This is a genomic window from Streptomyces bikiniensis (assembly GCF_000716625.1).
GTDB lineage: Bacteria > Actinomycetota > Actinomycetes > Streptomycetales > Streptomycetaceae > Streptomyces > Streptomyces bikiniensis.
In genome coordinates, this window is record NZ_JNXJ01000030.1 from 13,629 (window position 1) to 36,569 (window position 22,941).

Here is a 22,941-nt window from a genome sequence, read left to right on the forward strand (position 1 = left end):
CTTGTGCCTCCTTGCGGCCGACGCGTATCTCCCCCTCGTACCGGCAACAACGCCTGACACGTGCCAAAGGCAACGGCCGTTCATGAAGTTCTTGCGATTTTCGGTCGGGCCCCGGCCCACCGGGCCCGGGGCACCGCATCGCGGCCCGTAGGCTGGAGGGAACCGTCCGTGTTCCCCGATCCCGTGAGGTGTGCCCGTGTCCCCGCGTCACAACCGCGCCCGAGGCCGCGAGAGGTCCGCGCCCCAGGACGACCACGGCGACCGGTACGGCGGGGCGCAGCGCACCGAGAGCTGGCAGGGCGAGGAGTGGTACGTGCGCCTAGTCGCCGGGGCCAGCGCGCCCGGCAAGCGCTACCGCTGCCCCGGCTGCGACCAGGAGATCCCGTCCGGCGCCCCGCACGTGGTCGCCTGGCCGGAGTACGGGGGAGTGGACGACCGGCGCCACTGGCACAAGGCCTGCTGGAACGCGAAGGACCGCCGCACCAGCCGGGTGCAGCGGTCCCGCAACGCGCCGAGGTACTGAGGAGCCGGAGCGGCTACACGTCCCGGCTGTTCAGCAGGGCGTAGGCGCCGGCGAGCACCACCGCCGCCGTGCCCCCCATGATCAGCAGCGGCTCCCAGCCCGCCGGACCGTCCTCGCCGAACGGCGGCTGCGCGCTGTAGAGCGCGATCATCTGCGAGGGGATGGCGTACGTGAACAGCCACTCCTGCACCGACTTCAGCGCCACGGAGAACATGAACAGGGCCGCCACGAGCGGCAGGAGCAGCAGGCCGATCATCACCGTGATCGCACCCGCCGAGTGCCGGATGATCGTGCCGATCGCCAGCGACAGCAGCCCGAGCGCGGCCAGGTAGGCACCCGTGCCGACCGTCGCGCGCAGCCACTCGTCCGCCGACGGCTCCGCCGCGTCCACCAGGGCGACCTGCGCGAGCGCGACCAGCGTCGCGACCACCGTGGTGACCGTGAAGACCAGCAGGAAGAAGACGATCGCCTTCGCCGTGAGGACCCGGGCCCGGCTCGGGCAGGCCGTCAGCGTCGTGCGGATCATGCCCGTGCCGTACTCCGAGGCGATCGTGAGCACCCCGAGCGTGATCACGCAGATCGACGCCGGCAGCATCCCGAAGAAGCCGAACCCGAGCGCCGTCTCCTCGTCCATCGAGACCTCGGAGGACGCGGCGATGGCCGCCACGCCCAGGCCGATGACCACCATCAGCAGGATCATGACGCCGAGCGTCCACATCGTCGACCGCACCGAGCGGATCTTCGTCCACTCGGAGGCGAGGGCGTCCCCGAGGTGCGCCCGGCGGACCGGGATGGGGGAGACGTAGGCGTGCGGCGCCGGGGCGTGCTGCGGGTGGGCGGGGGCGGTCATCGGGCGTCCTTGGGAGTGTCGCTCGGCCGGGGGGCGGCCTGAGGGGCGTACGGACCGGGCGCGGGAGCGGGAGCGGGCGCGTGGCCGGGGGCCTGCGGCGCCGTGGCGTACGGGTTCTGTCCGGGCGGCGGCGGGGCGTACCAGCCCTGCTGCGGCACGTCCTGGACCGACGGCTGCTGCGGCACCCCGTACCCCGGCTGCCCGGGCTGGAGCGGCGGCTGGAGGTGGGCGAGCCGGTCGTCGGTGGACCGGTAGTCCACGGCGCCCTGCGTCAGGCGCATGTACGCCTCCTCCAGGGACGCCTGGTGCGGGGACAGCTCCCAGAGCCGTACGTCCGCGTCGTGCGCCAGGTCGCTGATCCTCGGCAGGGGCAGGCCGGTCACCCGCAGCGCCCCGTCCGGCTCGGAGAGGACCTGGCCGCCGGCCTCCGTCAGGACCGTCGTCAGCTTCTCCCGCTGCGCCGGCTCGGTCCCCGGCGTCCGCACCCGGGCGAAGTCGGCGGAGTTCGCCGAGATGAAGTCCTTGACGCTCATGTCCGCGAGCAGCTGCCCCCGGCCGATCACGATCAGGTGGTCCGCCGTCAGCGCCATCTCGCTCATGAGGTGGCTGGAGACGAAGACCGTCCGGCCCTCCGCGGCCAGCTTCTTCATCAGGTTCCGCACCCAGAGGATGCCCTCGGGGTCCAGGCCGTTGACGGGCTCGTCGAAGAGCAGCACCTGCGGGTCGCCGAGGAGCGCCGCCGCGATGCCGAGCCGCTGGCCCATGCCGAGCGAGAAGCCCTTCGAGCGCCGCTTGGCCACGTCCTGGAGGCCGACCACGCCCAGGACCTCGTCCACCCGCTGCGCCGGGATGCCGGCGAGCTGGGCGAGCGAGAGCAGATGGCTGCGCGCGCTCCGGCCGCCGTGCACGGCCTTGGCGTCCAGGAGCGCGCCCACCTGCCGCGGCGCGTTCGGCAGCTGCCGGAACGGGTGGCCGCCGATCGTCACGTGGCCCGCGGAGGGCTGGTCGAGCCCGAGGATCATCCGCATCGTCGTGGACTTGCCGGAGCCGTTGGGCCCCAGGAAGCCGGTGACGACACCGGGCCTCACCCGGAAGGAAAGGTCGTACACGGCCGTCTTGGCGCCGTAGCGCTTCGTCAGGCCGACTGCCTCGATCATTCTGCAGCCCCATCGACAGGTCGGTCGCATCCGTGCCGGGGCGCGGCGTCAGTCGGCCGGAGCCCCCCGTATGAGCTAGGAGCTTATCCAGGGGTTGACGGTTCCGGCCAAACAGAAAGCGTCGGGCGTCCCGGTTCCGGGGATCAGGCGTCCCGCTTCCTCAGCACCAGGTAGCCGCCGAGCAGCGCCGCCGCCACCCACAGCAGCATGATCCCGAGCCCGCCCCACGGGCCGTACGGGACCTTCTCCGAGTCCAGGGCGCCCGGCACGACCTGCATGATCTTCGACCCGGCCTGGTCCGGGAAGTAGCGGGCGACCTCCTTGGCCTTGGGCACCGCCGCGAGGATCTGCGACACCAGGAAGAAGAACGGCACCAGGATGCCGAGCGAGAGCATCGAGGAGCGCAGCATCGCCGTCACCCCCATGGAGAAGACCGCGATCAGGCCCATGTAGAGCCCGCCGCCGACCACCGCCCGCAGCACGTTCTCCGCGCCGATCGTGGTCCCGTGGTCGCCGAGCAGCGCCTGTCCCAGGAAGAAGGAGAGGAAGCTGGTCAGCAGACCCACCAGGAGCGCGAGCACGCCCGCCACCGCGATCTTCGAGAAGAGGAACGTGGCCCGCTGCGGCACGGCCGCCAGCGAGGTGCGGATCATGCCCGAGGAGTACTCGGTCCCCACCACCAGGACGCCGAAGACCACCATCGCCAGCTGGCCCAGGACCGTCCCGGAGAAGCTGACCAGGGTCGGGTCGAAGGTGAGCCGCTCGGCCTCGCTCAGGTTGTCGAACTCGGACGACAGGAGCGCGGACAGGGCCGCCCCCATCGCCACCGTGACGAGCAGGGCGCTCGCCAGCGTCCAGACGGTCGAGGACACCGTCCGGATCTTGGTCCACTCGGACTGGAGGACCGCGGTTGCCGTTGCCATCGTTCAGGCTCCCTCGGAGGTCGTGCCGGTGGTCGTGCCGGTGGTCGCGCCCCACTGGGGGCCGGGCGCCGCCGCGCCGCCGTGCACGTCGGTGCCGTGCGCGTGGTACTCCACCGCGCCCGCCGTCATCTGCATGAACGCCTCTTCGAGGGAGGCGCGCTGGGCGCTCAGCTCGTGCAGGACGAGCCCGTTCTCGGCGGCCAGCTCGCCCAGCTTCTCGGTCGTCGCCCCGTCCACCTCCAGGACGCCGCCGCCCGCCTCGACCACCGTGAAACCGTTGGCGTGCAGCACGTCCCGCAACCGCTCCTGCTGCGGCGAACGCAGTCGCACATAACTTCGGGAATTCTGCTGGATGAAATCCGCCATCGACGTGTCGGCCAGCAGCTTTCCCTGTCCGATCACGATCAGGTGATCGGCCGTCAGCGCCATTTCACTCATCAGATGACTGGAAACGAAGATCGTCCGGCCTTCGGCCGCCAACGCCTTCATCAGATTGCGGATCCAGTGAATTCCCTCGGGGTCCAGACCATTGACGGGTTCGTCGAACATCAGGATCTCGGGATCACCGAGGAGCGCCGAGGCGATGCCGAGCCGCTGCCCCATGCCGAGGGAGAAACCCTTCGACTTCTTCCCCGCGACCGCCGTCAGGCCCACCAGGCCGAGGACCTCGTCCACCCGGCTCCGCGGGATGCGGTTCGACTGCGCGAGGCACAGCAGGTTGTTGTACGCCGAACGGCCGCCGTGCATCGCCTTGGCGTCGAGCAGCGCCCCGATGTGCTTCAGGGGCTCGTGCAGCTCCCGGTAGTGCTTCCCGTCGATCCGGACCGTCCCGCTCGTCGGGTTGTCCAGGTCCAGCATCATCCGCATCGTGGTCGACTTCCCCGCCCCGTTCGGCCCGAGGAAGCCGGTCACCACACCGGGCCGCACCTGGAAGGAGAGATGGTCGACCGCGGTCTTCGTCCCGTAACGCTTGGTCAGGCCCTCAAGCTCGATCATGCGACCAACCTACGGGCGCGCAAAACCCTCCGCCACCGGAATGACGGAGGGTTCGCGAGGACGTTGCCGAGTCGTTGTCCGACGGGCCGTTACCGCGTCTGCTGGGCCGGGACACCGGCCTGGCGCTCGTCGTCGATCGGGGAGCCGGCCGCCGCCACCGCGGCACCGGTCAGCGTCGCCAGCATCTCGCGGACGTTGGTCAGCTGCGCGTTGATGGAGTCCCGGCGGTTCGTCAGGGCCGCCAGCTCGCGCTCCGATTCGCTGCGGATGCGGTCGGCCTTGGCGTTCGCGTCGGCCACGATGTCCTCGGCCTGGCGCTGCGCGGTCTCCACCGTCTGGCGGGCCCGGCGCTCCGCGTCCGTACGCAGCTTCTCGGCCTCCAGGCGCAGCTGCTCGGCCCGGTGCTCGATCTCCGCCAGGCGCTTCTCGGCCTTCGCCTGGCGCGAGGCCAGGTCCCGCTCCGACTGCTCGCGGCGCTTCGCCAGGTTGGTCTCGAAGTCCGCGGCGGCCTGGGCGGCCTTGGCGCGGGTCTCCTCGAAGAGGGCGTCCGCCTCCTCGCGCTTCGACTGCGCGTCCTTCTGCGCCTCGGCGCGCAGCGAGTTCGCCTCGCCCTGCGCCTTCTCGACGATCCGGACACCCTCGTCCTCGGCCTTGGCCTTGCGGTCCGCCGCGAACGACTCCGCGTCGTTGCGCACCTGCTGGGCGGCCGACTCGGCCAGCTCGCGGTGCTGCTCGGCGGCGCGACGGGCCTCCTCGCGCAGGTCCTTCGCCTCCTCCTCGGCGAGCCGGAGGATCTTCTCGACCCGGGCGCCGAGCCCCGCGTACGACGGCTCGGCGTCGGTGACCTGCGCCTGGGCGTTCTGCGTTTCGAGGTGGAGCTCCTCGATGCGCTTCTCCAGAGAGGTGATGCGCGAAAGAGCACTGTCGCGGTCGGCCACGAGCTTGGTAATGCGGTCGTCCACCTGACCGCGGTCGTAACCGCGCCGCACGAGCTCGAAGCCGAAGGGGGAGGAAGTGTCGCTCATGGGGTTCCTGTCGAATGAGACCGGTGAGGTGTTAGAGGGAATCCTAGGGGCCGAAGCGGCGTGTCATCGAGCGTATGCCTGTTTGGTCTGGAGAATGTCCAACCTTTTGAGTGGCTAGCCGTCCTGGGACTTGCCACCCGTACGGGTGGAACCCGCCGAGGCCCCCGCCCTGGCGCCCGCGCCCCCGGCGGACTTCGCACCGCCCGGCGCCTCGAAAGACTCCAACGCCTCCAGCACGTCCTGGACACGGGAGATCTCGGCGTTGATGTCCTTGCGCCGGCGCACCAGCACCTCCAGCTCGCGCTTGCCCTCCGCGATCGTCTCCGCGGCCTCCGCCTCCGCCTCGGCCCTGATCCGCCGGGCCTCCGCCTTGATGTCCTCGGCCTCCGCGACCAGCGACGCCTTCTTCTGCTCGGCCTCCTTGAGGAGCGCGTCGGCCTTCCGCACCGCCGCGATCCGGACCTTGCTCGCCTCCGAACTCGCCTCGGAGACCAGCTCCTTCGCCTTCTCCTCGGCCTCGGCGCGCTGCTCCGTCGCCGCCTTCACCAGCTTGTCGACCCGCTCGCCGGCCGTCTTCATCTGCTCGGCCGTCTCGCGCCGCGCCCGCTCGTGCAGCTCCTCGATCTCGCCCTCGATCCGGCCCCGCAGCTCCTCGGCCCGCTCCCTTATGGCCGTCGCGTCGCTGCGCGCCCCGACCAGGAGCTCGTCCGCGTCCGTACGGGCCTTCTCGACCAGGGAATTGCCCTCGACGGTCGCCTCGGCGACGATCCGCTCGGCCTCCTTGCGGGCCGCACCGACCATCAGGTCCGCCTGCGCCTCGGCCTCCGTGGTGGCGCGCAGCGCCTCCTCCTGGGCCTTGGCGACGAGCTGGTCCGCCTGCTCGGCCGCGTCCGAACGCTTCTTGGCCCCGGCCTCCCGCGCCTCGTCCAGGACCCGGTCCGCCTCCGCGCGGGCCTCCGCGCGCATCCGCTCGGCCGCCGCCTCGGCGTCCGCCTTCAGGCGCTCCGAACCGGCGCGGACCTCCTCGGCGTCCCGCCGCGCGGAACCGACCGTCGCCTCCGCCTCGGCGCGCGCCTCCGCCACGACCGACTCGGCCAGCTCGGCCGCCTCGCGGGTCAGGCGCTCGGCCTCGCTCGTCGCCTCCGCGATGAGGGCGTCGGCCTGCTCGGCGGCGTCGCTGCGGCGCTTGTCGGCCGCCTTGCGGGCCTCGTCGAGGACCTGCTCGCCGTCCGCGAGCGCGGCCGCCCGCAGGGCCTGGGCGTGCGCCTCGCCGTCCGCCCTGACCTGCTCGGCCTCGGCGCGGATGCGCAGGGCGTCCTGCTCGGTGGTCTCCATCAGCTCGACCGCCTCGGCGGTGAGCCGCTCGGCCCCGGCCGTCGCCTCGGACGTGACCCGCTCGGCCAGCTCGCCGGCCTCGCGGGTCAGGCGCTCGGCCTCGCTCGTCGCCTCCGCGATGAGGGCGTCGGCCTGCTCGGCGGCGTCGGCGCGGCGCTTGTCGGCGGCCTTGCGGGCCTCGTCGAGGACCTGCTCGCCGTCCGCGAGCGCGGCCGCCCGCAGCGCCTCCGCGTGCGCCTCGCCGTCCGCCCTGACCTGCTCGGCCTCGGTACGGATGCGCAGGGCGTCCTGCTCGGTGGTCTCCATCAGCTCGACCGCCTCGGCGGTGAGCCGGTCCGCCTCGGCCCGCGCCTCGCCGACCACCGTCTCGGCCCGCTCCGCGGCCTCCGAACGGATCCGGTTCGCGTCGTCCCGGGCGTCCGCCCGCGTACGGGCCGCGTCCTGCTCGGCCGCGGCGAGCGAGTCCGTCACCTCGGTCCGCACCCGCTGCGCGTACTCGGCGGTGTCCGCCCGCAGCTTCTCCGACTCCGCGAGCGCGTCCGTGACCGTCCGCTCGGCCAGCGCCTTCGCGGCCTCGGCCTCCTCCTGGGCGCGCGTCCGCGTGCGGGCCGCGTCCTCGGTCGCCCGCTCCCGCTCCTCGTACGCGTCGGCGCGGACCCGGTCCGCCTCCTCCTGCGCCTCGGAACGCGTCCGCTCGGCGGCGTGCTCGGCCGCCGACCGCAGTCCGGCGATCTCCTCCTCGGCCTGCTCGCGCAGACCGGCCACCGAGTCCCGCACCTCCTGGGCGGTCTGCTCGGCCGCCGCGACCATCTCGGTCGCCCGCGCGTCCGCCTCCTCGACCAGGCGCTGCGCCTCGGTCTGGGCGTCCTCGACCCGCTTGCGGGCGGCGGCGAGCAGCTCCTCGGACTGCTCCCGGGCCAGCTCGCGCTCCCGGCCGGCCTCGGAACGCGCCGACTCCAGCGTCTCCTCGGCCTCCCGGCGGCGCCGTACGGCCTCCTCCTGCGCGGCGGCCAGCGCCTCGGCGGCCTCCGCGGCCACCCGCTCGGCCGCGGCCGCGGCCTCCGCCCGCACCCGGTCGGCGGTCTCCTGGGCCTCCGACCGCAGCCGCTCGGCCTCCTCGGACGCCTCCGTGCGCAGCCGTACGGCCGCGGTCTCGGCCTCGGCGCGCGCGGCGCCCGCGTCCGCCGCCGCCTCCGTGCGCAGCCGCTCGGCCTCCTGCTCCGCCTGCTCCCGCAGGACGCGGATGCGCTCGGCGGCCTCGGTCCGCAGCCGCTCCGTCTCCTCGGCGGCCTCGCGCCGGATCCGCTCGCCCTCGGCGCGCGCGTCGGTCAGCTCCTCCCCGGCGGCCGCCACCTTCGCCCCGGCCTCGGCGTGCAGCCGGTTCAGCTCCTCGGCGGCCTCCGCGCGCCGGGCCTCGGCGGCCCGCTCGGCGTCCGCGCGCAGCGCCGCCGCCGCCGCCTCGGCCGCGGTCCGCACCGACTCGGCCTGCTCCTCGGCCTCGGCGCGCAGCCGCTCGGCCTCGGCGCGGGTGCGCTCCAGGGTCTCCTCGGCCTGGGCCCGGAGCGTCTGGGCGCGCTCCATCGCCTCGGACTTGACCTTCTCGCTCTCCGCGCCGGCCTTGGTCCGCAGCTCCTCGGCGTCCGTACGGGCCTTGGACAGCAGCTCCTCGGCGGTCTTCGCCGCCTCCTCGATCTGCTGCAGGGCCTCGCGGCGCGCCTCGCCGCGGATCCGCTCGCCCTCGTCGATGGCCTCGCCGCGCAGTTGCTCGGCCTCGCCGCGCAGCCGCCGCGCCTCCTCCTGGAGCTCGACGGTCTTGGCGCGGTACTCCTTGGTGTCGTCCTTCGCCGAGCCGAGCAGTTCGTCCGCCTGCTCCTCGGCCTGGGCGCGCAGCCGGTCCGCCTCGGCCTCGGCCTCGCGGCGGACCCGCTCGGCCTCCTCGGCGGCCTTGCGGGTGGTCTCCCGGGCGTCCTCGGACGCCTTGGTGAGGATCTCCTCGGCGCTGCGGGCGGCCTTGGCGAGCGCGGCGGCGGAGTCCTCGGCGGCGGCCGTACGGGCCTTCTCGGAGGCCTCCGCGACCAGCTTCTCCGCCTGGGCGGTCGCCTCGCGCAGCTTCTCCTCGGCCTCGGCTTTGAGGGACTCGGCCTCCTTGGTGGCCTCGCCGACGAGCCGGGCGATCTCCGCCTTGGCCGTACGGGTGCGCTGCTCGTTGACCGACTCGGCGGAGGACAGCTGCCGGGCCGCGGCCTCCTTGGCCTCCGTGAGGGCCTTCTCGGCCTCGGCGCGGGCGGTCCGCAGCTTCTCCTCGGCCTCCTGCATCCGCTGCTCGGCGGCGCGGGACAGCTCGGTGGCCTGGCGGCGGGCCTGGTCGGTCTCGGCCGCGGTGGAGGAGCGCAGCTGCTCGGCGTGGCTGGTGGCCTCCTGGGCCTGTCCCGCGGCGTTGGCGAGGAGCCGCTCGGCGTCCTTGCGGGCGCGCAGCAGAATCGCTTCGGCCTCGGCGCGGGCGGCCTCCGCCTCGGCGCCGACGCGGCGGCTGGTCTCCTCGGCGAGGCGGGTGGCCTCGGCGCGGGCGGTGGCGAGCGCCTGCTCGGCCTCCGCGCGGGACTCCTCCATCAGCCGGCGGGCCTGGGACTCCGTACGGGCGCGCAACTGCTCGGCCCAGGCGACGTTCTCGTTGACGTGCGCCTCGACGGTCTGGCGGCGCTCGTTCAGCTCCTGGTCGAGCTGCTGGCGGCGCTGGACGGCCTCGTTGTGCAGCTCGGCCTGGAGCCGGGCCTGGTGCTCGGCGTGCTCCTGGAGGATGCGCTGGGTCTGGGCGCGGGCCTCGCGCAGCTCGCGCTCGGCGTCCTGGCGGAGCTGCTCGGCCTGCGCCTGGGCGTTGCGCAGCATCTGCTCGGCCTGGTAGCCGATGTCGGCGCTGTCGTACGCGGGCCGGGACGCGATGGTGCGGCGCGCCTCGTGGAGCTTGGCGCGCAAGACCTCGACCTGGTAGCCGAGGTCCTCGGCGTGCTGGACGGCCTTCTCCCGCTCGGTCTTCAGCCGGTCCATCTCGGCTTCGAACCGGGCGAGATGGTCGTCTTCAGCTCGGTGGCTCTCCTGGCGTTCGTAGCCCCGCACTGCGCGGTCCCATCCTTCCCCGAGCTCTCAACGCGTTCGAGCAGGGGAGACCCCAACCCTGGTCGCAACACTCCAACGAGCGCCGTCCCCTCGGCCGGGGACGGGCCCCCGGGGAATCGTGGCAGATCGGACGACCCCGACATCCCGACTTGGGTGCCACGCGGAGCGGCCCCGACCGGCCCCGGCCCGGAGCCGCCCACTCTACCGGGCCGGGAATCCGGAGGTCAGTGCTCCGCTGAGGAGTGGTCAGCCGGCGGCTCCGCCGAAGTGACCAGTTCCGTGAGGACGCCGTGGCAGTCCTTGGGGTGCAGGAAGGTGATCCGGGAGCCCATGGAGCCGATCCGCGGCTCGTCGTAGAGGACCCGGACGCCCTTGCCCCGGATGGCCTCGGCGTCCCCGTCGACGTCGGCGGTGCCGAAGGCGATGTGGTGCACGCCCTCGCCGTTCTTGGCGAGCCACTTGCCCACCGCCGAGTCCTCCCGGGTCGGCTCCAGGAGCTGGAGGTAGGAGGCCCCGCCGTCCGAGGTGCCGTTGATCTTGAGCATGGCCTCGCGGACGCCCTGCTCCTCGTTGACCTCGGTGTGGAAGACCTCGAAGCCGTAGGTCGCGCGGTAGAACTCGACGGTCGCGTCGAGGTTGGAACAGGCGATCCCGATGTGGTCGATTCGCGTCAGCATGGGTCCAGTGCAACCCCGGAGGGGTGGTTACGCAACGTGCGCGCCGTCACACCGCCGCGCCGATGACCGGGCGCCGGGCCCCTCAGTACATTGGCGGTAAACCCTCGTTCACCTCTCATCCCTAGGGGCCGTGCCTCATGTCTGGAACGACCGGTACCACCTCAGTGATCGTCGCGGGTGCCCGTACGCCCATGGGTCGCCTGCTCGGTTCGCTCAAGTCCTTCTCCGGCGCCGACCTCGGCGGCTTCGCCATCAAGGCCGCCCTCGACCGGGCCGGCATCGGCGGCGACCAGGTGCAGTACGTGATCATGGGCCAGGTGCTCCAGGCGGGCGCCGGTCAGATCCCCGCCCGCCAGGCCGCCATCAAGGCCGGCATCCCGATGAACGTCCCGGCCCTCACCGTCAACAAGGTGTGCCTCTCCGGGCTCGACGCCATCGCCCTCGCCGACCAGCTCATCCGCGCCGGCGAGTTCGACGTCGTCGTCGCCGGCGGCCAGGAGTCGATGACCAACGCCCCGCACCTGCTCCCCAAGTCCCGCGAGGGCTACAAGTACGGCGCGATCGAGCTGCTCGACTCCATGGCGTACGACGGCCTCACCGACTCCCTCGAAGGCATCGCCATGGGCGAGTCCACCGAGAAGCACAACACCCGCCTGGGCATCCAGCGGGCCGACCAGGACGAGATCGGCGCCCTCTCGCACCAGCGCGCCGCCGCCGCCCAGAAGAACGGCGTCTTCGAGGCCGAGATCACCCCGGTCGAGATCCCGCAGCGCAAGGGCGACCCGGTGATCTTCGCCCAGGACGAGGGCATCCGCGCCGAGACCACCGCCGAGTCCCTCGGCAAGCTCCGCCCCGCCTTCGCCAAGGACGGGACGATCACCGCGGGCACCTCCTCGCAGATCTCCGACGGCGCCGCCGCCGTCGTCGTGATGAGCAAGGCCAAGGCCGAGGAGCTGGGCCTGGAGTGGATCGCCGAGATCGGCGCCCACGGCAACGTGGCCGGCCCGGACAACTCCCTCCAGTCGCAGCCGTCCAACGCGATCCTGCACGCCCTGAAGAAGGAGGGCCTGACCGTCGACGACCTCGACCTCATCGAGATCAACGAGGCCTTCGCCGCGGTCCTCGTCCAGTCGATGAAGGACCTCGGCGTCACCACCGACAAGGTGAACGTCAACGGCGGCGCCATCGCCCTCGGCCACCCCATCGGCATGTCCGGCGCCCGGGTCGTGCTCCACCTCGCCCTGGAGCTCAAGCGGCGCGGCGGCGGCGTCGGCGCGGCGGCCCTGTGCGGCGGCGGCGGCCAGGGCGACGCCCTGATCGTCCGCGTTCCCGGCGTCTCCGGCAAGTAAGTCATCCGGGCAAGGTCAGGCAAGGAGCTCTGCACATGGTGGACGTCCCCGCACTCGTCGCCCAGGCGCGCGAGGGCAGGCCCCGGGCCGTGGCCCGGCTCATCTCGCTGGTGGAGGGGGCGTCCCCGCAGCTGCGCGAGGTGATGGCGGCGCTCGCGCCGCTCACCGGCGGCGCGTACGTGGTGGGCCTGACGGGCTCTCCCGGCGTCGGCAAGTCCACCTCGACGTCCGCGCTCGTCTCCGCCTACCGCCGGGCGGGCAAGCGGGTCGGCGTCCTGGCCGTCGACCCGTCCTCCCCGTTCAGCGGGGGCGCGCTGCTCGGCGACCGGGTCCGGATGTCGGACCACGCCTCCGACCCGGGCGTCTACATCCGCTCCATGGCGACCCGGGGGCACCTGGGCGGCCTCGCCTGGTCCGCCCCGCAGGCCATCCGCGTCCTGGACGCGGCCGGCTGCGAGGTGGTCCTCGTGGAGACCGTCGGCGTCGGGCAGTCGGAGGTCGAGATCGCCTCCCAGGCCGACACCTCCGTGGTCCTGCTCGCGCCGGGCATGGGCGACGGCATCCAGGCCGCGAAGGCGGGCATCCTGGAGATCGGCGACGTGTACGTGGTGAACAAGGCCGACCGGGACGGCGCGGACGCCACCGCCCGCGAGCTCAACCACATGCTGGGCCTCGGCGAGGCGCGCGCGCCGGGCGACTGGCGGCCGCCGATCGTCAAGACGGTCGCGGCCCGCGGCGAGGGCGTCGACGAGGTCGTGGAGGCCCTGGAGAAGCACCGCGCCTGGATGGAGGAGCGGGGCGTCCTGGCGGAGCGCCGCCGGGCCCGTGCCTCGCGCGAGGTCGAGACCATCGCGGTCACGGCCCTGCGCGAGCGGATCGGAGACCTGCGCGGCGACCGGCGGCTCGACGCCCTCGCGGAGCGGATCACGGCCGGCGACCTCGACCCGTACGCGGCCGCCGACGAGCTGGTGGCGGAGCTGACGGGCAACTGAGCGGCACGCACGAGGAAGGGCCTCCCCGGATCGCCGGGGAGGCCCTTCCTCGTACGGGCGCGGGCGTGCGCTACGGCTTGCCGCGCCGTCCGCGCAGCTGCTCCGCGACCGGCTTCAGGGACTCGTGGAGGTCGCCGAGCGCCTCGGGGGTGAGCTGGTCGATGAAGTGCCTGCGCACCGACTCGACGTGGTGCGGGGCGACCTTGCGCATGGTCTCCATGCCCTGGTCGGTGAGGACCGCGTACAGGCCGCGCCGGTCGGACTCGCAGTTCTCGCGCCGGACCAGGCCCGCGTTCTCCATCCGGGTGATCTGGTGGGAGAGGCGGCTCTTCGACTGGAGGGTGGCCACGGCGAGGTCGCTCATGCGCAGCCGGCGCTCGGACGACTCCGAGAGGTTCACCAGGATCTCGTAGTCGTTCATCGTCAGGCCGAAGGGCTGGAGGTCCTTCTCCAACTGGTACGTCAGCATCCTCTGGACGTCCAGGAAGGTGCGCCAGGCACACTGCTCGCCGTCGGTGAGCCACGGGGTGGCCGTATCGGTCTCCATATGTGGATTCTACCTAAGAAGTTGAATTCTTGACGAAATCTGGAGGCGTGACGCCGGGCACCCGGGGCCCGGCCCGGACGCGGCCCCGCCCCCGCCGTCGGCGCAGACGTTCGGGTACGTCACGGTCCGCAGACTACCGCTCACAGCCCGAAGCGACGCTGGAGGTCCCCCAGCTGGCCGGGAAGGCGCGGTGTCGCACCCGGCTGCCCGTGGCCCGAACCGTGCCCGCCGTGCCCGCCGGGAACGCCCGCCTGGGCCGGGGGGGCGCCGGCGTCCCGCTCCGCCATCAGCAGCTCCGTCGACTGGAGCAGCACCGTGCCCGCCCCCACGAACTCGAACTGGTGCTCCTCGCCCGAGGTGCCGCCCAGACCCGTCAGGGCCCGTACGCCGCCCATCACGCCCGTCATGTAGCCGTGGTCGTAGTGGTGGCACGGCGAGGGGCAGTCCGCCCAGCCCACGAGCGCCTGCGGGTCCACCCGCAGCGGCGGCTCCATGAAGACCACCGGACCGTTCGACGCGGCCACGAACTTGCCCGTCCCGATCAGTGTCACGAACCCCGGCACGATCGACTGCTTCAGCGCCAGGGTCGGCTGGTAGGCCAGCAGGTTCCCGGACCGGATCGTCAGGTTGCCCTCGTCCAGGTCGAAGGAGTTCACGTCGAAGGCCCGGTCCGCGAGCAGCATCTTGCCGCTGCCCTCGGCCACCACCCAGTCGCTCGCGTGCAGCGGCGAGTGGAAGGACGTCCGCACCAGCCGGTCGAGCCGCCCGTGCCCGATGCCGTTGAACTCGATCCGCCCGTAGTAGGCGATCATCTTGCCCTTCTGCAGGAACCACTGGGAGCCCTTCAGCTCCACGCAGAAGGTGTACGGATTGACGTTGTCGTCCGACGGCAGGGTGTGCGGATCGTGGATGACAGGGGTGCTCACAGCTTCTCCTCCGAGGCCTGGACGTACACCGCGCCGCTGCCGCTCAGCTCCAGCTGGAACGCCTCGCCCGAGCCGCGCCCCACCATGTCCCGCCAGCCGAGCGCGGCGGAGAGCTTGTTCCGCACGTCGCCGTGGTGGGCCACGTACGCCTGCGGGTCCACGTGCACCGGACGGCCCGGGACGACCGGCAGCTCGATCACGCCGCCGTGCGCCATCACGGCCACCGAGCCGTGGCCCTTCAGGGTGGTGGTGAAGAGGCCCTGGCCGGTCACCTGGCCGCGGACCATGCCCATGACCCCGCCCTGCGAGCCCATGAACATCGTGCCCTGCTCCAGGGTCCCGTCGAAGGCGAGCAGCCGGTCGGCCTCCACGTACAGGGTGTCGCCGGTCAGCGCGATCACCTGGATGTGGTGGCCGCCGTGCCCGAACATCACCGTGCCGCTGCCCTCCACCGTCATCAGCGGCGTCGCCTCGCCGGCCACCCGGCGGCCGATCATCGACATCAGGCCGCCCTGGCCGCCCGCCATGTTCGGCGTGAAAGTGACGTCCCCGCGGTACGCCAGCATCGCGCCGCGCTGGCTGAACAGCCGCTGCCCCGGGACGAGGGTCGCCTCGACCATCTTCGGGTTGATCTCCCGGAACGGCATCAGACCGCACCCCATTCGTTCGCTTCTCCGCCCGCGCGGCGCGGAGGTGCGGCCGTCGTCGTCGCCTGCGGACCGGTGGCCGCGCGTGCGTCGCTCACAGGTCGCCCCCGATCGTGTTCCGCTCGCTCGGCTGGACGTACACCAGGCCGTCCCCCTCGAAGCGGATCTGGAAGGCCTCGCCGCCGCCCTCGCCCATGAAGGTGCGGAAGGTCACGCCCGACTGGAAGTGCGGCTGGAGGTTGCCCTGGTGGGCTATGTACGCGCCGGGGTCCACCTGGAGCGGGTACTGCGGGGTCACCCGCAGCACCACCGCCGGACCGTCCGACACGATCGCCGCCTGGCCCGTCCCCTCCACGGTCGTGGTGAAGAGGCCGTTGCCGGTCGCCCCGCCGCGCAGGCCCGTGAAGGTCGTGCCGGTGCGCAGCCCCGCGTCCGTGCAGAGCAGATTGCTCGCCTCCACCCACAGCCTGTCGCCGTGCAGGGAGACGAGGTTGATCTCGGACGCCCGGTCGGCGAACCAGCAGGTCCCCTGCCCGCGCACCTCCATCACCTCCATCTGCTCACCCGTGAGCCGGCGGGTCACCATGCCGCGCAGGCCCTCACCGCCCCCGCTCATCTTCTTGAACGCCATCTGGCCGTCGTAGGCGACCATCGAGCCGTTCTTCGCCTTCACGGCGTCGCCGGTCAGGGAGACGGCGAGCACCTTGCTGCCTTGGAGTCGGAACGTTGCCACGGCCCGAAGGTACTGGGGACCCGCCTAAAGGAACAGCAAAGTCGCCGTGCACAATGGACGGGCCCTTGTGCATCCGTTCACAAGATCGCGTCACGAGACCGAACGAAGGTGACCCCCTCCGTGGACATCAAGACCGCCTCCTCCCTCCACCGGCTCCGGCTCGTCTCCGCGCCGGAGGCCGTCTCGTTCCTGCTCCTCCTCGTCTGCTCGGTGCTCAAGCGGACCACGGAGTTCAACGCGGTGCCGGTCATGGGAGCCGTCCACGGCATCCTGTTCGTCCTGTACGTGCTCTTCTGGCTGGACGCCTGGAACCGCACCAAGTGGAGCTTCGGCACCGCCGCCCTCTACTTCGTCCTCTCGGTCCTGCCCCTGGGCGGCTTCTACGCCGAGCGGAAGCTGAAGCGCGAGGCCGAGGACGCGGTCATCGCGTCCCGCGCCCGCCGCGAGGGCACGGTGAACGCGTGATCGTCGCCTTCTCGGTGACCCCGCTCGGCGTGGGCGAGGAGGTCGGCGAGTACGTCGCCGACGCCGTCCGCGTCGTCCGGGAGTCCGGCCTGCCGAACCGCACCGACGCGATGTTCACCTCGATCGAGGGCGAGTGGGACGAGGTCATGGACGTCGTCAGGCGCGCCGTCGCCGCCGTCGAGGCCCGCGCGCCCCGCGTCTCCGTCGTCCTCAAGGCCGACATCCGCCCCGGCGTGACGGACGGCCTGCACAGCAAGGTCGCCACCGTCGAGCGGCACCTGGAGGGCTGACGCCCGGAGGGCCGAGCGCCCCCGTCCCCGTACGAAGCCCCCGCCCGGGTCCTCCGGGGCGGGGGTCGGTCATTCCCCTCCGGGCTGCGACACCGCGAGCCCCAGCGGGGTCCGCTCGTACAGCACCTGGTGGCCGTAGCGCCGGGAGGCGAGGAGTCCCGCGTCCCGCAGCACCGCCAGGTGCGCCGAGACGGTCGAGGGGGCCCGGCCGAGGAGACGGGCGAGCGCCGTGGTCCCCATCGGCTCCGTCAGGGCGCACAGCACGTCCGCCCGCACCGGGCCGAGGAGCCGCCCCAGGGCCTCCGGGGTGCGGTCCCGGGCGTCCGTCCACAGCCCGCCGATCCCGCGCGCCGGATACACCACCGTCGGCTGCCACGGCGGGTCGAACCCGCTCACCACGTCGGGCCAGGTGAACACGGACGGCATCAGGACGAGGCCCTGGCCGTCCAGCGGCCGCACGTGCTCGCCGTGGTAGTCCACCCGGAGCGTGGCCGTCTCCGCCGCCCAGGCGAAGGACGGGTGCAGCTCGCCCAGGAGCCGTTCGAGGCCGCCCTCCGCGAGCCGCCGCGAGTGGTACGCCACGTCCGCCTCCAGGAGCGCCCGCAGCCGGGGCCAGTCGGGCGCCACCAGCGCCTCCCAGGCGGCCCGCAGCAGCTCGGCGAGCCGTCCCACCGCGCCGGCGGGGTCCGCGAGCATCCGCCGCCCCTCCTCGGTCTCCGCCGCCCCCGGGGTCGCGGCGAGCGCCCGCTCGAAGTCGTGCAGGGCGAGCGCCGGATCGGTCCTCCGCACGGCCTCGATCTCCTCCTCGAAGGAGGCGGCGGGCCCCAGCGGCGGCGGGTACAGGAAGTCCGGGCTGTGCCCGCGCGCCGGCATCAGCAGGTGCAGCGGCGCCAGGTCGAGACCCCGCGCGGCGCCCGCGATCCGGCGCATCCAGGGCAGGTGGTACCCCTGCTGCCGGGGCCGGGCGAGGACCCGCACGGCGGAGTGCGCCTCCCACAGCGGCGAGACGGCGAACCGGATGCGCAGCGTGTCGGCCTCCCCGAAGCGCAGGTGGTACGGCACGGCCCCTCCGGAAGATTCGCCTGGACCCGAAAGTCTAGGCCTCCCCGCCCCCTCGACGGCAGTCTGCGCCCATGCCGAAACCCGACACCCCGGACACCTCCGCACCGACGGCCACGCCCGCGCCTGGACCGGCGGGGGAGCCCGCTCCTGTCCCGGCGGGCACGCCTGCTGCCGGACCGGCGGGGGAGCCCGCACCCGTACCGGCGGCCACGCCCGCTCTTGCACCGGCGGGCGCGCCCCCGCTCGCACCGGCAGGCACGCCCGCTCCCGCACCGGTCGGGGAGCCCGTCCCCATACCGGCCGGGGCGCCCGCGCCCGCGTCCGCCTGCCGGCCGGATGCCGCCGGGCCGTCCGCCCCCGCGTCCGCCGTCGGGCCGGCGGCCCCGGGCCTCGTGGCGCCCGCGTCCGTGTCCGTCGGCGGCCCGACGGCCGCGCCCGCGTCCGCCCCCGGCGGCCCGGCCCCCGTCGCGGCCCCGGGGCCGGTCCCGCCCGCCCCCGGGTACGGGGCCGTCTTCCGGGTGCGGGAGTTCCGGTTCGTGTTCGTGGCGCACCTGTTCTCCCTGCTCGGGGTCGTCGTCAGCGAGCTCGCGCTCACCGTGCTCGTCTACGACCTCACCCGCTCCCCGCTCCTCTCCTCCCTCACCTTCGCCCTCGGCTTCCTCCCCTACCTCGTCGGCGGCACCCTCCTCGCCGGTCTCGCCGACCGCTTCCCGCCCCGCCGGATCCTCGTCGTCTGCGACCTCGTCTGCGCCGCCTGCGTCGTCCTGATGACCGTCCCCGCCACCCCCGTCGCCGCCCTGCTCGCGCTGCGCTGCGCCATCGCCGTCGTCTCGCCCGTCTTCCACGGCACCCGCACGGCGACCCTCGCCGACATCCTCGGCGAGGGCGACCTCTTCGTCCTCGGCCGCTCCCTCCTGCGGATCGTCTCCCAGAGCGCCCTGCTCGCCGGGTTCGCCGCCGGCGGCCTCCTCCTCACCGTCGTCCCGCCGCGCGGCGCCCTCGCCGTCACCGCCGCCACCTTCCTCGCCTCGGCGCTGCTGCTCCGCCTCGGCACCGTCCGCCGCCCCGCCCGCGGCGGCGGGGACGGGGAGAGCGGCCTCGCCGGCACCTGGGCGGTCCTCCGCGACCGGCGCGTGCGCGCCCTGATGGTGATGTTCTGGGTGCCGCCGCTCTTCGCCGTCGTACCGGAGGCACTGGCCGCCCCCTACGCCGACGAGATCGGCGTCTCCACCGCCGCCCTCGGCCTCCTCATGTGCGCGCTGCCCGTCGGCACCATCACGGGCGAGCTGCTCGCCGGCTCGTTCCTCTCCGCCGCCGCCCGCTCCCGGCTCGTGCTGCCGCTCGCCGTCACCGGCGTGCTGCCCTACCTCCTGTACGCCGTCCGGCCCGGCGTCGCCCCCGCGGCCGCCGCGCTCTTCCTGGCCGGCGCCACCGGCGCGTACACCCTCGGCCTCGACGCCCGGTTCGTCGCCGCCGTCCCCGAGGAGCGGCGGGGGAGGGCCATGACCCTGATGACGGCGGGCACGATGACCGTCCAGGGCGTCGGCATGGCGGGCGCCGGGCTCGCGGCCGAGTTCGTCCCCGTGCACGCGGTCGTCGCGGGCGCCGGGGTCGTCGGGACCCTCTGCCTCCTCGCCGCCGCCGCGGAGCTGCGGGCGACCGAAGGACGAGACGGGGCTGACCGCCATGTTCCCCATGGGTAAGGTCGACGCGTGCCGAAGCCGCTCAGTCTCCCCTTCGACCCCATCGCCCGCGCCGACGAACTCTGGCAGAAGCGCTGGGGCCCGGTCCCCTCGATGGCGGCCATCACCTCGATCATGCGCGCCCACCAGATCCTCCTCGCGGAGGTCGACGCCGTCGTCAAGCCGTACGGCCTGACCTTCGCGCGGTACGAGGCCCTGGTCCTGCTCACCTTCTCCAAGGAGGGCGAGCTGCCGATGTCCAAGATCGGCGAGCGGCTGATGGTGCACCCCACCTCGGTGACGAACACGGTCGACCGGCTGGTGAAGTCCGGTCTCGTCGCCAAGCGCCCCAACCCCAACGACGGCCGCGGCACCCTCGCCACCATCACCGGCAAGGGACGCGAGGTGGTCGAGGCGGCGACCCGCGACCTGATGGAGATGGACTTCGGCCTCGGCGCGTACGACGCCGAGGAGTGCGCCGAGATCTTCGCGATGCTCCGCCCCCTCCGGGTGGCGGCGAACGACTTCGACGAGGCCTGACCCGCCCGAAGATCGCCCGGAACGTACGGTTACGCTCGACGCCATGAAATCCAGCGTGCTGACCCGCTACCGCGTCATGGCGTACGTGACCGCGGTCATGCTCCTCATCCTGTGCGCGTGCATGGTCGCCAAGTACGGCTTCCACACGGGCGAGGACCTCACCTTCGCGGTCTCCCAGACCCACGGCGTCCTCTACATCGTCTACCTGGTCTTCGCCTTCGACCTGGGTTCCAAGGCGCGCTGGCCCTTCGGCAAGCTCCTGTGGGTGCTGGTCTCCGGGACCATCCCGTTCGCCGCCTTCTTCGTCGAGCGCAGGATCTACCGCGAGACGCTTCCGCTGGTCAGCGGCGCGCAGCCGGTCCCGGTCAAGGCGTAACCCCACCCCGCGCCACACCGGCGCGGGGTCTGCCATCGACATTTACTAGGACGTCCTAGTAAATTCGGAGCATGGACGCTGACGCCATCGAGGAAGGCCGCCGTCGCTGGCAGGCCCGTTACGACAAGGCCCGCAAGCGGGACGCCGACTTCACCACGCTCTCCGGCGACGCCGTCGAGCCCGTCTACGGGCCCCGGCCCGGGGACACCTACGAGGGGTTCGAGCGCATCGGCTGGCCCGGCGAGTACCCCTTCACCCGGGGGCTCCACCCGACCGGCTACCGCGGCCGGACCTGGACCATCCGCCAATTCGCCGGCTTCGGCAACGCCGAGCAGACCAACGAGCGGTACAAGATGATCCTGGCCGCCGGCGGCGGCGGCCTCTCCGTCGCCTTCGACATGCCCACCCTCATGGGCCGCGACTCCGACGACCCCCGCTCCTTGGGCGAGGTCGGCCACTGCGGCGTCGCCATCGACTCCGCCGCCGACATGGAGGTCCTCTTCAAGGACATCCCGCTCGGCGACGTCACGACGTCCATGACGATCTCCGGGCCCGCCGTCCCGGCCTTCTGCATGTACCTCGTCGCCGCCGAGCGCCAGGGCGTCGACCCGGCCGTGCTCAACGGCACGCTCCAGACCGACATCTTCAAGGAGTACATCGCGCAGAAGGAGTGGCTCTTCGAGCCCGAGCCCCATCTGCGCCTCATCGGAGACCTGATGGAGCACTGCGCGGCGAAGATCCCCGCGTACAAGCCGCTCTCCGTCTCCGGCTACCACATCCGCGAGGCCGGGGCGACGGCCGCGCAGGAGCTGGCGTACACCCTCGCGGACGGCTTCGGCTACGTGGAGCTCGGCCTCTCCCGCGGCCTCGACGTCGACGTCTTCGCCCCCGGCCTCTCCTTCTTCTTCGACGCGCACCTCGACTTCTTCGAGGAGATCGCCAAGTTCCGCGCGGCCCGCCGGATCTGGGCCCGCTGGATGAAGGAGGTGTACGGCGCGAAGACCGACAAGGCGCAGTGGCTCCGCTTCCACACCCAGACCGCCGGCGTCTCCCTCACCGCCCAGCAGCCGTACAACAACGTCGTGCGCACCGCGGTCGAGGCCCTCTCCGCCGTCCTCGGCGGCACCAACTCCCTCCACACCAACGCCCTCGACGAGACCCTGGCGCTCCCCAGCGAGCAGGCCGCCGAGATCGCCCTGCGCACCCAGCAGGTGCTCATGGAGGAGACCGGCGTCGCCAACGTCGCGGACCCGCTGGGCGGTTCCTGGTACGTCGAGCAGCTCACCGACCGCATCGAGGCCGACGCCGAGCGGATCTTCGACCAGATCAAGGAGCGCGGCCGCCGCGCCCATCCGGACGGGCGGCACCCCATCGGCCCGATCACCTCCGGCATCCTGCGCGGCATCGAGGACGGCTGGTTCACCGGCGAGATCGCCGAGTCCGCCTTCCAGTACCAGCGCGCCCTGGAGAAGGGCGACAAGCGGGTCGTCGGCGTCAACGTGCACCACGGCTCGGTCACCGGCGACCTGGAGATCCTGCGGGTCAGCCACGAGGTCGAGCGCGAGCAGGTCCGCATCCTCGGCGAGCGCAAGGCGCGCCGGGACGACGCCGAGGTCCGCGCCGCGCTCGACGCCATGCTGGCCGCCGCCCGCGACGGCTCGAACATGATCGCGCCGATGCTGGAGGCCGTCCGCGCCGAGGCCACCCTCGGCGAGATCTGCGACGCCCTGCGCGACGAGTGGGGCGTCTACACGGAGCCCCCGGGCTTCTGAGGCGTCCCGGCGCACGGCGGGGGCGGTACGGGTCTTCCCGTACCGCCCCTCACGCGTTCGGGGTCCCGGCCGTCGCCGCCGCGCCCAGGCCTCCCACCAGGAGGGCCGACAGGCGCGCCACCCACGGCCCGTCCACCGGCTCGGCGCTGACCAGGGCGCGGTGCACGACCGCGCCCGCGATCACGTCGAAGATCAGGTCGTCGGTGGCGCCGACGGCCGGCAGGTCGCGGTCGGCCGGGAGTTCGCCGCGCCGCTGCGCCCGCATCCGGCCCTCCAGGACGAGCCGCTTCTGGCGGTCGACGATGGAGGCGCGGATGCGCCGGCGCAGCGGCTCGTCCCGGGTCGACTCGGCGACCACCGCCATCAGGGCCGTCTTGGTCTCGGGGCGTTCGAGGAGCGCCGCGAACTGGAGCACCACGTGCTCGACGTCGGCCCGGAGCGAGCCCAGGTCGGGGAGTTCGAGTTCGTCGAAGAGGACGGCGACCGCGTCCACCACCAGCTCGCTCTTGTTGCCCCAGCGGCGGTACAGGGTCGTCTTCGCAACCCCGGCGCGGCCGGCGACGTCCCCCATCGTGAGCTTGGACCAGCCCAGCTCGACCAGGGCCGCGCGGGTCGCCTCCAGGATGGCCGCGTCGGCCTCGGTGGAGCGGGGGCGCCCGGTACGGCTGCTGCGGGGGTTGGTGCGGCTACACATGAACGTCGACCATACCCGCCGGTAGGTACGGCGCCAGAGGGCCGCGATGTGAGGCAGTTCACCGCGCGGAACGCCCGTGCGGCCTCCCGCCGCCTCCGTCCCGGCAGTTACGCTACGACCCGTAGCGAAAGGCATGGAGCGGCCTGAGCGACAACCACGGCGCCGGGTGGGGACCCGGCGCGGACCAGACGGCAGAAGACGGGCAGCCGTGCCGTCCACGCGTCTCGCACACCGGCGGGAGGCGGGTGGACGGCGCGGTTCGGCCA

At 73.1% G+C, this 22,941-nt stretch carries 22 protein-coding genes; 9 read left to right on the forward strand and 13 right to left on the reverse strand.

What is annotated here, in order from left to right:
• The first annotated feature begins 196 nt into the window (after positions 1-196).
• The gene (locus OO47_RS22465) at positions 197-523 is read left to right on the forward strand and encodes a hypothetical protein (protein ID WP_030218817.1); all 327 of its coding nucleotides are present in this window, start codon (positions 197-199) and stop codon (positions 521-523) included.
• A gap of 13 nt (positions 524-536) precedes the next feature.
• On the opposite strand, the gene OO47_RS22470 is transcribed toward OO47_RS22465, so the two are convergent.
• From OO47_RS22470 to mce, 7 genes are all read right to left on the reverse strand, one after another.
• Positions 537-1,373 (reverse strand): ABC transporter permease subunit, encoded by an 837-nt coding sequence (locus OO47_RS22470; protein WP_030218814.1) that lies wholly within the window; start codon positions 1,371-1,373, stop codon positions 537-539.
• The gene (locus OO47_RS22475) at positions 1,370-2,530 is read right to left on the reverse strand and encodes an ABC transporter ATP-binding protein (RefSeq protein WP_030218812.1); all 1,161 of its coding nucleotides are present in this window, start codon (positions 2,528-2,530) and stop codon (positions 1,370-1,372) included. The genes OO47_RS22470 and OO47_RS22475 overlap by 4 nt, the downstream gene beginning before the upstream one ends.
• Positions 2,531-2,673: 143 nt before the next feature.
• Complete coding sequence (locus OO47_RS22480; protein WP_030218809.1) at positions 2,674-3,453, reverse strand: ABC transporter permease; 780 nt, start codon at positions 3,451-3,453, stop codon at positions 2,674-2,676.
• 3 nt (positions 3,454-3,456) lie between these two features.
• Complete coding sequence (locus OO47_RS22485; protein ID WP_030218806.1) at positions 3,457-4,449, reverse strand: ABC transporter ATP-binding protein; 993 nt, start codon at positions 4,447-4,449, stop codon at positions 3,457-3,459.
• 89 nt (positions 4,450-4,538) lie between these two features.
• A complete protein-coding gene (locus OO47_RS22490; protein ID WP_030218803.1) occupies positions 4,539-5,474 on the reverse strand; it encodes a coiled-coil domain-containing protein in 936 nt (311 codons plus the stop codon).
• Between the two features lie 114 nt (positions 5,475-5,588).
• Positions 5,589-9,923: a polarized growth protein Scy gene (gene scy / locus OO47_RS22495; protein WP_033209981.1), complete on the reverse strand. Its 4,335-nt coding sequence runs from the start codon at positions 9,921-9,923 to the stop codon at positions 5,589-5,591.
• A gap of 224 nt (positions 9,924-10,147) precedes the next feature.
• Positions 10,148-10,600, reverse strand: coding sequence for a methylmalonyl-CoA epimerase (gene mce / locus OO47_RS22500; protein WP_030218788.1), 453 nt, complete (start codon positions 10,598-10,600; stop codon positions 10,148-10,150).
• Positions 10,601-10,737: 137 nt separating this feature from the next.
• On the opposite strand from mce, the gene OO47_RS22505 reads away from it, so the two are divergent.
• Entirely contained in the window at positions 10,738-11,949 is a 1,212-nt protein-coding gene (locus tag OO47_RS22505; protein WP_030218784.1) for an acetyl-CoA C-acetyltransferase, read from the forward strand.
• 35 nt (positions 11,950-11,984) lie between these two features.
• Positions 11,985-12,941 carry a methylmalonyl Co-A mutase-associated GTPase MeaB gene (gene meaB, locus OO47_RS22510; protein ID WP_030218782.1) on the forward strand — a complete coding sequence of 319 codons (957 nt, stop codon included), beginning with the start codon at positions 11,985-11,987 and terminating at the stop codon, positions 12,939-12,941.
• 70 nt (positions 12,942-13,011) lie between these two features.
• Here the strand turns inward: meaB and OO47_RS22515 are convergent, their stop codons facing one another.
• The 4 genes from OO47_RS22515 to OO47_RS22530 all read right to left on the reverse strand — a co-directional run bounded on the left by OO47_RS22515 (position 13,012) and on the right by OO47_RS22530 (position 15,794).
• Positions 13,012-13,488 (reverse strand): MarR family winged helix-turn-helix transcriptional regulator, encoded by a 477-nt coding sequence (locus OO47_RS22515; RefSeq protein WP_030218778.1) that lies wholly within the window; start codon positions 13,486-13,488, stop codon positions 13,012-13,014.
• Between the two features lie 140 nt (positions 13,489-13,628).
• On the reverse strand, positions 13,629-14,414 hold the full coding sequence (locus OO47_RS22520) for an AIM24 family protein (protein WP_030218776.1): 786 nt from the start codon (positions 14,412-14,414) through the stop codon (positions 13,629-13,631).
• A complete protein-coding gene (locus tag OO47_RS22525; RefSeq protein ID WP_030218773.1) occupies positions 14,411-15,061 on the reverse strand; it encodes an AIM24 family protein in 651 nt (216 codons plus the stop codon). Before OO47_RS22525 ends, OO47_RS22520 begins: the two co-directional genes overlap by 4 nt.
• Positions 15,062-15,155: 94 nt before the next feature.
• Positions 15,156-15,794: an AIM24 family protein gene (locus OO47_RS22530; RefSeq protein ID WP_030218770.1), complete on the reverse strand. Its 639-nt coding sequence runs from the start codon at positions 15,792-15,794 to the stop codon at positions 15,156-15,158.
• Positions 15,795-15,914: 120 nt separating this feature from the next.
• Between OO47_RS22530 and OO47_RS22535 the strand changes: the two genes are divergently transcribed.
• Entirely contained in the window at positions 15,915-16,259 is a 345-nt protein-coding gene (locus OO47_RS22535) for a DUF3817 domain-containing protein (RefSeq protein ID WP_030218767.1), read from the forward strand.
• On the forward strand, positions 16,256-16,549 hold the full coding sequence (locus OO47_RS22540) for an MTH1187 family thiamine-binding protein (RefSeq protein ID WP_030218764.1): 294 nt from the start codon (positions 16,256-16,258) through the stop codon (positions 16,547-16,549). Before OO47_RS22535 ends, OO47_RS22540 begins: the two co-directional genes overlap by 4 nt.
• 69 nt (positions 16,550-16,618) lie before the next feature.
• On the opposite strand, the gene OO47_RS22545 is transcribed toward OO47_RS22540, so the two are convergent.
• Positions 16,619-17,611 carry an ArsR/SmtB family transcription factor gene (locus OO47_RS22545; protein WP_030218762.1) on the reverse strand — a complete coding sequence of 331 codons (993 nt, stop codon included), beginning with the start codon at positions 17,609-17,611 and terminating at the stop codon, positions 16,619-16,621.
• A 407-nt stretch (positions 17,612-18,018) separates the two neighbouring features.
• Here OO47_RS22545 and OO47_RS22550 point away from each other — a divergent pair, with 407 nt between their 5' ends.
• From OO47_RS22550 to OO47_RS22565, 4 genes are all read left to right on the forward strand, one after another.
• Positions 18,019-19,314 carry an MFS transporter gene (locus OO47_RS22550; RefSeq protein ID WP_199812325.1) on the forward strand — a complete coding sequence of 432 codons (1,296 nt, stop codon included), beginning with the start codon at positions 18,019-18,021 and terminating at the stop codon, positions 19,312-19,314.
• A gap of 9 nt (positions 19,315-19,323) precedes the next feature.
• Complete coding sequence (locus tag OO47_RS22555; protein WP_030218756.1) at positions 19,324-19,833, forward strand: MarR family winged helix-turn-helix transcriptional regulator; 510 nt, start codon at positions 19,324-19,326, stop codon at positions 19,831-19,833.
• 43 nt (positions 19,834-19,876) lie between these two features.
• Complete coding sequence (locus OO47_RS22560; protein ID WP_030218753.1) at positions 19,877-20,209, forward strand: DUF3817 domain-containing protein; 333 nt, start codon at positions 19,877-19,879, stop codon at positions 20,207-20,209.
• 71 nt (positions 20,210-20,280) lie between these two features.
• Positions 20,281-21,981, forward strand: a complete 1,701-nt coding sequence (locus OO47_RS22565) for an acyl-CoA mutase large subunit family protein (protein WP_030218750.1) — start codon at positions 20,281-20,283, stop codon at positions 21,979-21,981.
• A gap of 49 nt (positions 21,982-22,030) precedes the next feature.
• On the opposite strand, the gene OO47_RS22570 is transcribed toward OO47_RS22565, so the two are convergent.
• A complete protein-coding gene (locus OO47_RS22570; RefSeq protein WP_030218747.1) occupies positions 22,031-22,675 on the reverse strand; it encodes a TetR/AcrR family transcriptional regulator in 645 nt (214 codons plus the stop codon).
• Positions 22,676-22,941: the final 266 nt, after the last annotated feature.